This is a genomic window from Novacetimonas sp. GS1 (genome assembly GCF_036686925.1).
In the GTDB taxonomy this organism is placed as follows: Bacteria; Pseudomonadota; Alphaproteobacteria; order Acetobacterales; family Acetobacteraceae; genus Novacetimonas; species Novacetimonas hansenii.
The window spans coordinates 937,922-950,444 of record NZ_VSZP01000001.1 but is presented as its reverse complement, the minus strand read 5'-3'; the positions used below and the strand labels follow the sequence as shown (position 1 = coordinate 950,444).

The 12,523-nt window shown below is 61.3% G+C and carries 8 protein-coding genes and 1 pseudogene; 2 read left to right on the top strand and 7 right to left on the bottom strand.

Features of this window, described 5'->3' with window-relative positions:
- Positions 1-260: 260 nt before the first annotated feature.
- Complete coding sequence (locus FYB92_RS04250; RefSeq protein WP_332828225.1) at positions 261-1,220, bottom strand: AraC family transcriptional regulator; 960 nt, start codon at positions 1,218-1,220, stop codon at positions 261-263.
- Between the two features lie 70 nt (positions 1,221-1,290).
- On the opposite strand from FYB92_RS04250, the gene FYB92_RS04245 reads away from it, so the two are divergent.
- Complete coding sequence (locus FYB92_RS04245; protein ID WP_247067289.1) at positions 1,291-2,235, top strand: phytanoyl-CoA dioxygenase family protein; 945 nt, start codon at positions 1,291-1,293, stop codon at positions 2,233-2,235.
- A 51-nt stretch (positions 2,236-2,286) separates the two neighbouring features.
- Here the strand turns inward: FYB92_RS04245 and FYB92_RS04240 are convergent, their stop codons facing one another.
- From FYB92_RS04240 to FYB92_RS04230, 3 genes are all read right to left on the bottom strand, one after another.
- The gene (locus FYB92_RS04240; RefSeq protein WP_048858802.1) at positions 2,287-3,564 is read right to left on the bottom strand and encodes an outer membrane beta-barrel protein; all 1,278 of its coding nucleotides are present in this window, start codon (positions 3,562-3,564) and stop codon (positions 2,287-2,289) included.
- A 301-nt stretch (positions 3,565-3,865) separates the two neighbouring features.
- Entirely contained in the window at positions 3,866-5,188 is a 1,323-nt protein-coding gene (locus FYB92_RS04235) for an ammonium transporter (protein ID WP_275395035.1), read from the bottom strand.
- A 56-nt stretch (positions 5,189-5,244) separates the two neighbouring features.
- A complete protein-coding gene (locus FYB92_RS04230) occupies positions 5,245-5,583 on the bottom strand; it encodes a P-II family nitrogen regulator (protein WP_003621910.1) in 339 nt (112 codons plus the stop codon).
- A 403-nt stretch (positions 5,584-5,986) separates the two neighbouring features.
- Here FYB92_RS04230 and FYB92_RS04225 point away from each other — a divergent pair, with 403 nt between their 5' ends.
- Positions 5,987-7,372, top strand: coding sequence for a chloride channel protein (locus FYB92_RS04225; protein WP_332828224.1), 1,386 nt, complete (start codon positions 5,987-5,989; stop codon positions 7,370-7,372).
- 349 nt (positions 7,373-7,721) lie between these two features.
- On the opposite strand, the gene FYB92_RS04220 is transcribed toward FYB92_RS04225, so the two are convergent.
- From FYB92_RS04220 to FYB92_RS04210, 3 genes and pseudogenes are all read right to left on the bottom strand, one after another.
- Positions 7,722-8,189, bottom strand: coding sequence for a hypothetical protein (locus FYB92_RS04220; protein ID WP_040511072.1), 468 nt, complete (start codon positions 8,187-8,189; stop codon positions 7,722-7,724).
- 5 nt (positions 8,190-8,194) lie between these two features.
- Positions 8,195-9,913: pseudogene (locus FYB92_RS04215) on the bottom strand (putative bifunctional diguanylate cyclase/phosphodiesterase).
- A gap of 105 nt (positions 9,914-10,018) precedes the next feature.
- Positions 10,019-12,316 (bottom strand): EAL domain-containing protein, encoded by a 2,298-nt coding sequence (locus tag FYB92_RS04210; protein WP_371861402.1) that lies wholly within the window; start codon positions 12,314-12,316, stop codon positions 10,019-10,021.
- Between the last annotated feature and the right edge of the window lie 207 nt (positions 12,317-12,523).

The following is a 12,523-nucleotide window of genomic DNA, read 5'->3' as shown; positions in this document are numbered from 1 at the left end:
CATCCTGAAACGATAAAGGTTTTTGGTGAAGCTTTTTCCAAAAAGCTTCGAAAGACGCTGCCTTTTAAAAAAAGGCAGCACCCAAAAACTTTTCTTTTTTATCACTGATGTGTTTTCAAACACCCTGCTACGCAACACCCCGCCGGGGACGGTGTAACCGGCAGGGCCTGCAACCGGGTGGCACACGAAACCCCTGTGGGGATGCTTTTTTCAAAAAGCGTCCTGCCCCTTTCGCGCGCCATCCGGCCTATGCCGGTCAATCAGGGTGTTTTCAGACCGTCCCCCACTACATCGCGCGGGGCAAACATGCGGCGATAGGCACGCGGCGTCATGCCCCGCAGAGCCCTGAACTGCCGGTTGAAATTGGCAAGCGAAGGATAGCCCACAGCCTCTGCGATCAGGCCGATGGGCTGCATTGTGGTGGACAGGCGCGAACAGGCCTCCCCGATCCGCAATCCCGCGACATAACGGGTGATGCTGGTCTGTGTGTGGCGTGCAAACATGCGGTGCAGGCCAGAGACGCTGAGCGCCGCAATCCCGGCAAGTTCGGCCATACGGAGCGGTTCGGCATAATGCCGGTGCAGGTGGGCCAGCACCCGGTCCAGCCGCGAACGCCCTCCTTGCACCACCTGCGGCACGGCGCGCGACAGGGGGCGGGCGGTTGCATCCCCCGCCAGCCGCATCAGGATGGAAAGCAGCCCATGCAGCCGTTGCAGTGGCGGCAGGTCGAACATGTCCTGAAAATCCGCCATAAGGGCCAGTCCCGTTTCCGGCGCGAAGGCAAGCCCCGCCTGCGCACGTTCCAGCAGGTCACGCACCGGGCGCAGTTCGACCGTCCCATCGGTCATGCCCGCGATCCACGCCCCACGGAACCAGAAGACAAGGGCGACATGCGGCGCATCGGCCAGCAGTTTCGCGCGTGATACCCATGTATGGGGCAGGTTCGGCCCAATCAGGACAAGGTCCGCATGCCCGTACGTGCCAACATGGTCGCCCACGAAACGCTGCCCGCGTGAATTCAGCGTCAGGGTCAGTTCATATTCCGGGTGATGGTGCCACTGAAAGGGAATGACATCATCCAGCCGCCGGTCACGCAGGCTCCATGACGCGGTATCCGATACCGGCAGATGTTCCAGATAGGCGCGCATCCAGCCCCCTTCAGGCAACAGACGCCATAATAGTATCAAAATACGCCCATGCGGCACAACACGAACCGGCACGGCGGGATAACCTACCGCTTCTCCCCCGGTAACATTGGGTCATATGGGGGCACGCAGATGGGGACAATGGATGCCGCAGAGACCGCCAGACAGACGCCACAGCCATCCCACGGCCACCGCGACGACGCAGTTGCGGGATATTCGCAAGACCCTGCCGTTACGTGTCCTGTCACAGGCCGATTGGGAACACTGGACATGCCGGGGATATGTCATCGTCCGACAGGCCGTGCCTGCCGCCAATGTGGAACGGCTGGTCGATCTGCTGTGGCGGTTTGATGACAAGGATCCTGATGACCCGTCAACATGGTACGCGCCACAACGGCGTGCGCATAAAATGCGCGAACTCGACAATACCGGGATGCTTGAACTCTATAACCATCAGTTCCTGTGGGACAACCGGATGGAACGCCGCATCCATGACACGTTCGTGGATATCTGGGACCGCGAGGATTTGTGGGTGACAATCGACCGCGCCAACCTCAACCCACCCGTGCGCGACCCGGGCAATGGCAATCGTGACGGGTTCATCCACTGGGACGTCGATACGTCGCTGCGTCCGTTGCCCATTGGCGTACAGGGAGTGCTGAGCCTTGGGACACAGGGCGGCGACACCGGCGGGTTCCAGTGCGTGCCCTCCCTGTTCGAACATTTCGCGGACTGGGTCAGGACACAACCCGCGGACCGCGACCCGATGCACCCGGACATGACGGGACTCAATGTGGTCAATATCGACATGGACGCGGGCGACCTGCTGGTCTTCAACTCCCTGCTGGCCCATGGCGTGCGGCCCAACCATTCGGAACGCCGCGTGCGCATGGCGCAATATATCTCCATGCATCCGGCACAATGGGATAACGAAGCCGAACGGCGCGAACGTATCCGGCTGTGGCGCGAACGCGACCATCCCCGGCGCGACGCCTTCCCCGGCGACCCGCGTGAATGGGAACGGCATAATGCCACGACCGCCCGCCTGACGCCGCTGGGTGAAAAACTGCTGGGCCTGACGCCCTGGTGACAGGCGATACGCATATCATGCGCATATGCGCCCTGAACGGGCCGCCGGGCTTCAGAACCCGATCACCGCGTCACCACCAAAGGTGAACATGCCGTTGTTGCGCCCGCCATTAAACGGTGTCGTGCCATTGAGCGAGCGGTCGAAACGGATTTCGGGGCGCAGCATGAACACCCGCACATGGTGGCCAAGATCGGGTTTGTACGTCACACCCAGCGTCATTTCACCATAGGTCGTGCCATGTCCCGTCGGGCCGGGCATCAGCGCATCGGCAGGCGTCGTGCGGCCGGAAATGCCATCCATATAGGCATTGTTGCCAATGAAGGTCGAAACCATAAGGTTGTTATTGTCGCGATAGATTTCACCGCGATAGTTGAAGGTCAGGACCTTGTTGATCCTGTAGCTGAGGAAGCTGACGAAGCTTTCGGCATCGGCGGCCTTGAAATTGCCATTCGCACGGATGCCATTCAGCCCCTGGTCATGGATATAATTGAACTCCGCCGTCAGGGTCAGGCGGTCATTCACGGCATAGACGGCATTTATGTCGTTCCAGAAACGTTCGGCATGATTGGCCTCATACGCCCCGCCGGCAGAAGAATAGCGCGAGTTCTCCGGCCCCACACGGCTGAGTTCAATAATATTGAGCTTCCCATGCGCAAGGTTGTTCAGGTTGAACCCGAAATACCCTGCGGGGGCGTTATTGTTGTCGGATCGGCCAAACGATGTCTGGTTGCCGGTATCGATCCCGAACGTCACATCCAGCATGTCAGTGACATGCCAGTTGAACATCGCGCCGATATGCTGAAAGGGAACGGAATATTCAGACGTATAGGCAATCGTGTAAAAGGGCCGCGTCGTGGGGTCCAGCGTCTCCACCCCCATCGGGGCCTGCAGGATGCCGGCATGCATGTCCAATCCGCCCTTCGTCGCCCATGGCAGGTGAACATCGGCATGGGCCTGGGCCGGGATCAACTGGTACCGCGCGTTCCATTCATGCGCGCTGACGCCAAGGAGCTGGTAATAACGCGCATCCGAACCATACATCCCCTCCAGCGTGAATCCGACCTGATAACCACCACGCGACGGGTCGATGGCTTTTTGCAAGGTGAACTCCGCCTGATTAAGCTGCACCTGATTGGCATGGTCGGCAAAAAAGTCGCCAAAGTTGTAGCCGGGCTGCGGACGGGCGGGATTGGCCATGATGCCGCCTTCGACCTGCCCCGTCAGGGTCACGCCCGACAGCCAGCGCGCGAACGGGGAATCGCTTTTTTCCATGCTCTTGAACACGGACACCTGCGCATGGGCATGATGCGCATCAAGCAACAGCCCCATGCCCAGCGCCACGATACATCCGATGCCCGTGCGCAACGCCCGCGCGCCCATCCCCGCCTTTTGCATAAGCTGCCCCCGCCGCTTTCTTAGTTATAGATCCTGATTAGCAGTTTCGGTTTTATCCACACACCGTAACACTCCGACATCCGTAACATTCGGCAAGGTATGTGTCAAAATAATCACATACCATATTGCGAATGTGCAACATTCCGGAACCGGAATCAGAACAGGGGCAAAGACACAAAAAAGGCGGGGACATGCCCCGCCTTCCGTACTCCCATGTCACACGACATGCACCGGGTCAGGAATTGATGCGCTCCCCATGCAGCGCCATATCCAGCCCTTCCATTTCCTCATCCGGGCTGACACGCAGGCCGATCGTCAGGTCCACCAGCTTGAGGATCACGAACGTCACGACCGCACACCATACGATGGTGACACCCACGGATTCCGCCTGTGCCAGGAACTGTGCAAACGAACCGCTGACGCCGTCGGGGCTGGCATCCGTGGCCGACAGCGGGCCATAGGCGAACACACCCGTCAGCAACGCGCCGACGATACCGCCGATGCCATGCACGCCAAACGCATCAAGGCTGTCGTCATATCCCATCATGTGCTTCAGGCCGGTTGCCCCCCAGAAGCACACGACACCGGCGATCAGCCCGATGGCCAGCGCACCGCCCGGCAGGACAAAGCCCGCGGCAGGGGTAATCGCCACCAGGCCACCCACCGCACCGGAAATGATGCCCAGCACCGTCGGCTTGCCGGTCTTGATCCATTCGGCGCACATCCACGCCACCCCCGCGGCGGCGGCGGCGATCTGGGTCGTGGCCATTGCCATGCCCGCACGCCCGTTCGCCCCACCGGCGGACCCGGCATTGAACCCGAACCAGCCCACCCACAGCAGGGACGCGCCGATGATGGCATAGGTCAGGTTGTACGGTGACATGTCATCATGGCCGTACCCCTTGCGCCGCCCGATCACCAGGGCCGCGACCAGACCCGCGATACCGGCATTGATATGCACGACCGTACCACCGGCAAAGTCGATGGCCCCGATTTTCGCCGCGACCCAGCCATCCGGCCCCCAGACCCAGTGCGCGACCGGCACATAGACCAGCAGTGACCACACGATGGTAAAGACACACAGCGCACTGAACTTCATGCGTTCGGCGAAGGCCCCCGCGATCAGGGCGGGCGTGATGATGGCGAACGTCATCTGGAACGTCATCCACACGCTTTCGGGGATGGTCATGGTCGTGGCGGCGGACGTGCCCGCCGCCATGGTAAACGCCACGTCGGACCCCTTGGAAATCCCGGCCCCCATGCCATTCAGCATCACGCGCGACAGGCCACCGATGAACGCATTACCCGACGTAAAGGTCAGGCTGTACCCCACGACCATCCATACCACCGTCATGATGCAGCAGATGGCGAATGACTGCATCAACGTGGCCAGCACGTTCTTCTTGCGCACCATGCCGGCATAAAACAGGCCAAGGCCCGGAATGGTCATCATCAGTACCAGCGCCGTGCTGATCAGCATCCATGCCGTATCACCGGTATCGATGGCGGGGGGTGGGGGGGGCGCTGCATCGGCGGCCAGAGCGGAGGCACCGCCCATCGCCACGGCAAAGGCCGCAACCGGGGCACACCCGCGCAGCCAGGCGTTCATCTTGTTCACAGCGCGTTTTCTCCCGTTTCCTGGGTCCTGATCCGCATGGCATTTTCCAGATCGAGGACAAAAATCTTCCCATCGCCAATCTTGCCGGTATTGGCGGCCGCTTGGATCACCTCCATCACGCGGTCGGCCATGTCATCGGGTACGGCGATCTCCAGCTTGATCTTGGGCAGGAACTGGATGTTGTATTCCGCCCCGCGATAGATCTCGGTCTGGCCCTTCTGGCGGCCATATCCCTTGACCTCGGTCGCGGTCAGGGCATCAACGCCGATCGAGGAAAGCGCCTCCCTGACCTCATCAAGCTTGAACGGCTTGATGACCGCAATGACGAATTTCATGTCTATTTCCTTCCCCAACCTGCGTACGCGACAACGCCCGTGGCACGGCCGGGCCTGTACGGCGGCACGTCGCAACGCCCCAATCACATTCCCTGAACGAAATAATCGGTCACTGCGACAGCCCGCATCCCGCCCACGGACCAGCACGAACGCCCTGTACTGCCATATTCCTGACAAGGCCGATCCATGCAAGTAATCATTGCGATTCTGCAAGACCACACGTGTCTTTTCAATCACGCCCCGGAACATGATTGCCACAAAGGACGGCCACAGAGGACGGCCACTGTGGACGGCCACTGTGGACGGCCATAGTGGGAACATGCCACCCGGCCCCTGCGGGACAGGGTTTTTTCATATCGTCTTTTGCATCCCGCGCGGACATCCTGCATAGAATTGGGCCGCCATGACCCTGCCCCCTTCCCCGTCCGGCGCATCCGCCGCGTCCCACCCCGCCACACCTGCCGCCCCGCCCATACCCACGCCCACGCCCACGCCCACGCCCGGCGCGCGCATGGTCCTTGCGGTCATCGCAACCGGCATCATGTCGGGGCTGGGCGGGACGGCGCTGGCGCTGGTGCTGCACACGATCCAGCATCTGGCCTATGGCTATGGGCAGGCAGGGGGGCCACAGAATTTCCTGCAGGGCATCAGCGCCGCGCCACACTGGCGACGGGTTGCGGCACTGTTTGCATGCGGGATGGTCGCGGGCCTTGGCTGGTGGGGGCTGCAACGCGGCGGACGGCCATTGGTCAGCGTAACGGCCGCCGTGGGGCGGGGCGATGCCCCAGGCAGGGCCATGCCCGCATTGTCCACCCTTATCCATGTTGTACTACAGATCGTGACCGTCGCCCTTGGCTCCCCCCTGGGGCGGGAGGTGGCGCCACGTGAACTCGGCGCGCTGCTGGCGGCACGCGGGGGGCGGATACTTGGCCTGACGCCGGAGGATGCACGCATCATCATCGCCTGTGGCGCGGGCGCGGGGCTTGCGGCGGTCTATAACGTGCCGCTGGCGGGGACGCTTTTCATCCTCGAAGTATTGCTCAAGGCATTTTCCACCCGCGCGGCGATGGCCGCACTGGGTGCGTGCGGCATTGCCGCCATGATGCCATGGACCGTACTGGGCGATGTGCAGCAATATGATATCGGCCCCATGCCCCTGACGCCCGCCATCCTGCTATGGGCCATCTGTGCGGCACCGGTCATCGGCATATGCGCCCATGCGATCAAGAGCCTTTGCACACTGGTGCAGAACCGGGCGGCATCCGGGGCGGCGCGCATTGCCTGGTGCGTTGCGGTCTTTACGGGCATCGGCCTGCTGTCCTGCCTGTTTCCACAACTGCCGGGCAACGGGCGCGGGCCGACGCAACTTGCCCTGGCGGGACATGTGGGCATGATGCTGGGGCTCGAACTACTCGGGCTGAAAATCCTTGTCGTCATGGGGGCGTTGCGCGCGGGCGCGGCGGGCGGCCTGCTGACGCCAAGCCTGACCATGGGCGCATTGCTGTCCACCGTGCTGGTCGCGGGATGGAACCTTGCCGCCCCCGCCGTGCCGGTGGACGCTGCCGCCCTGATCGGCGGGATGGCCTTCCTTGGCACATTCATGGCCATGCCCATGACGGCACTGGCCCTGGGGATCGAATTCACCCGCGTCGGCCATGACATGTGGTTTCCCATGGCTCTGGCCATGACGTTGTGCGTGGCTGTCGCACATGCCTGCGCGCACCTGACACACCTGCCGGGGCCATTGGTGCGACCCACCGCACCGGGAAGCGTATCCGCGCGGTCGTGAAGGGGAGGGTTTTCAGGAGGCGGTTTGAAAACAAGAAAAGTTTTTGGGTGCCTTTTTCGATCGAAAAAGGCGGCGTCTTCTGAAGCTTTTTGGAAAAAGCTTCACCAAAAACCTTTATAATTTCAGGATGTTATCGAGTCTGACTTTTCAAACAGTCCCTCAGAAGACGCAGCCTTGTTTGAAACAAGGCGCCCCCAAAAACTTTTCTTATTTTCTATCAATGGTTTGGTTTCAAACCGTCCCGAAAAGTTTCTGGCAACGGTTTTTCCCAAACGCTTCGTAAAACGTCACCATTCAGATACTCGCAACACCAGAAACCTTCCTGACCAAGGTGCCCGGCCTGTACCCTTCACTCCACCAGCGGCGGCAGGTCCAGCGGCGCCAGATCATCCGGCAGGCCCACGATCACGCAGGCCACTGCGGTATCACGGTCAACAACCAGCCGCAGATGCACCGCCCCGCCCGCCGGGTCGAACAGGTCGGAATGCACGATATACCCCGCCCCCAGCGCACGGCCCGCACGTACGTCATCGCCTGCCGCTGCTTCCATCAGGCGCGCGATCGCACGGTCCAGACCCAACATCACCCGTGTGGGCGACAGGCGGCCATCCGGCCCATCCACCGGCCCCGCACCGGTGCAATACCGTTCCAGCAGGCGCACCCATCCTGCCGTGGGGACAAAGGCAGGCAGCACCGCATCATCCCCGTCATGGCGAACATGCATGATGCGTCGCGTATTGGCCCATCCCGCCACATCCACGCGCACGACGGCATCGGTCAACCGCATCGCCCCCACGGGAACATCACCCTGCGTCATGGTGCCTAGGCCGCGATTTCAAAACGCGACGGCAGCTTCAGCAGCGCCTGCGACGACAGGGCGGGGGAAATGAAGAACCCCTGTACCCGGTCGGGCTTCATCATATGCACGATCTCGAACTGGGCGCGCGTCTCCACACCCTCGACCGTCACTTCCAGCCCATAGACCTGCCCCAGCCCGATCAGGCTGGCGAGGACCTCGCGATCGCCGGCATTGTCCACGATGCCCGTGACAAGCGACTGATCGATCTTGAGCTGGTTGAACGGCAGGTCGCGCAGGTGGCGCAACATCGTCTCGCCCTTGCCGAAATTATCCATCGCGATCTGAAAGCCCGCGGCCCCGAGTTCGCGGATATTGTGCATGCTCTGCTCCGCCCGGCGGCCCTGCAACATCGGCTCCGTCACCTCCAGCACGAAATTGGCGGGCGAGAGGCCAAAATCACGCAGCGACTGTTCCAGTTCCACGCGATATTCCGCACGCCCCAGGTCCATGCGCGACATGTTGATCGCAAGCTGGCGCGGGGGCTGGCCCGTGCGGTTCCACATCTCCACATCGCGCTGGAAGGAGGCGATCATCGACGGCCCCATCGCCTGCGTCAGGGTGGAGTCGGTGAAAACATCGGCAAAATCCTCCGCCGCCAGCAGGCCGCGTTCGGGATGGTGCCAGCGCAACAGCGCCTCGATCTGGTCCAACTGGCAGGTGTGGCAGTTCAGGATCGGCTGGTAATAAACCTCGAACTGCCCGTTCTTCACACCGCTGCGCGCCTCGATCAGGATCTGGGTGCGCACCTGCGCGCGGTGACGCAGGGCGGATGTGAACATCTGCGCCTGCTTGCCCCCCGCCCGCTTGGCCGCATACAGCGCCATGTCGGCATTTTTCTGCATGTCCTCCACGCTTTCGCGCGCATCGAGGAAGACGGCGCCAATACTGCCGGAAATGCTGACGGTGACGGTTTCGATGTCGATCGGCCGTTCCAGCGCCGCCTGCAGGCGGTCCATGTATTTTTCCAGCGGAACACTGCGCAGCGTCTTGTTCAGCACGATGGCGAATTCATCCCCGCCCAGGCGGCTGATCGGGTCATCGGGGTCCGTCAGTTCCACCAGGCGCGAGGCCACGACACGCAGGACGATATCCCCCGCATGGTGGCCATGGATGTCATTGATCTACTTGAACCCGTCAAGGTCGAACATCACCAGCGCGCGCGATTGCGGCGGCTCCTTGCTTGACAGGCCCAGGGCCGCGGACAGCGCGGTGTTGAACCCCCCACGATTAAGCAGCGCCGTCAGCGTATCGGTCTCCGCCAGTTCGGACAGCCGCTCTTTCGTCTTCATCAGTTCGGTGATCTCAAAGCGGCTGGCGACATAGCCCTCCACCTCGCCCGTGGGGCTGCATTTGGGGATGATGGTGGTCGCAACCCAATAGATCGTGCCGTCCTTCGCACGGTTGCAGATATTGCCCCGCCACGGCTGCCCCGCCTGGATGGTGCGGTACATCTCCTGGAAAAACGCCGCGTCATGATACCCTGAATTCAGCAGGCGATGGGTTGATCCCAGCAATTCCTTCGCAGAATATTTGCTGACCTTGCAGAACTTGTCGTTGACATAGGTAATCACGCCATCACGATCTGTAATGGCGACAATCAGGACATCATCAACCAGATCGGCCCAGAAATCCGCATCCTGGTGAGTAAGGGCGCGCAGCCGATCATCGTGTTGCAATGACATGTTTCCCTCAGACCTGAAAACGGGGGATCAAAAAATTCAAACAACAATCTTCATTCAAAAAATGCACGATCGCCGCCTGCCACGACAGTACGACGACCGGTATCATCATTTCGCGGCCTTGTCCCCGGCGGTGGCGGACGCCACGGTGGGGGCGGCCTTGCCCTTGATTGCGGCGGCTTCCTTTGCCGCCTTCTGCATTTCCAGCGCGCCGGGACGGTCGGCGATCGGCGGGACAAAGGTGCCCCGCGCCTTGCCTGCGCGATACCATTTCTCCAGCTCATGGGCGGGAAGCGGCTTGGCGAACAGGTAGCCCTGCATCACGTCGCACTTCAGCTCCTCAAGCAAAAGGCGCTGCTGCTCGGTCTCCACCCCTTCGGTCACGACGGTCATGCCAAGGCGCGACCCGATGCCGATCACCGCCATGGTCACGGCCTGTGCGTTGGTATCATGCTCGAAATCATTGATGAAGCTGCGGTCGATCTTGATCTCGCTCAGCGGCAGGCGCGTCAGGCGCGACAGCGAGGAATAGCCCGTGCCGAAATCATCCATCGACAGGCCACAGCCCATGTCGCGGATGGCGTGCAGCACGTCGATCGTGTCGCTGCTGCTGTCCATCATCACGCTTTCGGTGATTTCCACCGTCAGGCGATCAGGCTTCAGGTTGAACTGCCGCAACAGGTTGGAGATATATTCCGGCAAAGCGCGGTTGCGGAAATGCACCGCCGACAGGTTCACCGCAACGGTGGGGACATGCACATCCGCATCGTCCCAATGGCGCATCTGCCGGCAGGCTTCATGCAGGGACCACCGGCCAATGGCCTCGATCTGTCCCGTTTCCTCCGCCACCGCGATAAAGCGCGAGGGGAAGATATTGCCAAGGTGGGGATGATGCCACCGCGACAGGGCCTCCACCCCATACAGGCCGCCGCTCGCGGCTTCGACCTGTGGCTGGTAATGCAGGTTGAGCATCCCCTTGGCCAGCGAGTCCCGCAGCGCGGAGCCAAGGACCAGCCGGTCCTGCGCCACCTGGTTCTTTTCCTGTCCGGCAAAGCGGTAGACGCCACGCCCGTCCGCCTTGGCCTGGCGCATGGCGGAATCCGCGTTGCTGAGCAGGGATTCGCTGTCGGGGCCATTGTCGGGGAAGCTGCTGATACCGACACTGCACGAAATGCTGAGTGTGTTTTCACCCACCTGCATCGGCTTGGCGATGGTGGAAATCAGCAGTTCGGCAAACTTGACGGCCTTGGCCTGCGTGCAGTCGGGCACGATGACGATATATTCGTCCCCGCCCGAACGGCTGATGATATAATCATCTTGCACCAGATCGCGGATGCGCTGTCCGATTTCGACAAGGAACTGGTCCGCATAGACATGGCCCAGCGCATCGTTGATGTCGCGGAAACGGTCGATATCCACCATGAACAGATAGAACCGGCTGTCGCCTTCGCGCATGATCAGCGCGTCGATGATCTTGTGCAGCGACGAACGGTTGAGCAGGCCGGTCAGGGAATCAAAGTTCGACAGTTGGGAGATATGCTGGCGCGTCGCGTTCTGTTCCACCGCAAGGGCACAGAACGGGATGCAGGCGTCAACGATCCGTTCGGGCCAGCTCTGCGGGGCGTTGGGGTCGCGCGAATACAGCGCAAACAGGCCCGACACCTGGTTGTTATGCGTGCGGATCGGCGCGGAACGGCAATGTTCCAGCCCCAGCGACATCGCGATCGACTGGTAATTATGCCACAGGATATGATTGCTGTAGGACGGTTCGCGCTGGAGGCGGGCAAGGTCGGCGGGTTCGAGCTTCAGCCCCTCCAGCGCGTTGAAATAGCGCTTGGGCAGGCCGGGGGCCGAAAGGATCTGCAGGCGGTTGTCGGAATCAACAAGAATCAGGCACGCGACCGAATTGGGGACGAAACTGTCCACCCGGCGGCACAGCAGGTCCGCCACGTCCTGGATCAGAAGGTCCGCGGCAAGCGCCTGAAGCACGTCATTCTGGAGGATGAGGATCTTGCGCCGCTGGCTTTCCTCCGTCGCGTCCTTCATCACCGCGATGTAATAGGTCTTGTCTGTACCGGGAAGCTGCACCTTGGAGATCGAAAGCTCGCCGCACACATATTCACCATCGGCGCGCGTGAACTCCACCTCGCGCGAGGTGCCGACGATCTTGTTCAGCCCGGTCTTGCGGTTATGGGTGATGAAGCTGTCATGGTCCTTGCGATAATCGAGCGGGACAAGGCAGCTTACATTACGGCCAATCACGTCGGCGCGCGCCAGACCCCACATACGTTCCGCCGCAGGGTTGAAGAAAATGACGCTATTGTGCTCATCAATGATGACGATGGGGTCAATCGCCTGTTCCATGGCAGGCAACAGAATCTCGGCGTTAATCTTGGGCTGACTCACCACGCTCTCCAGCTCGCCCGTGCGGGCGGCCCCACACGTTTCAGGTTTCACATCATCTCGCACGGCCCGAAGGGATGGCCCCATGCCCGCACAGCCAGACGGCTGCGTTTTCAGACCGATATTTCCCGCCATGCGCCATGCATGAACGGACCCACATCATGCCCCACGATATCCGCTGCGCGGATGACGACACATGATATGCCTCAA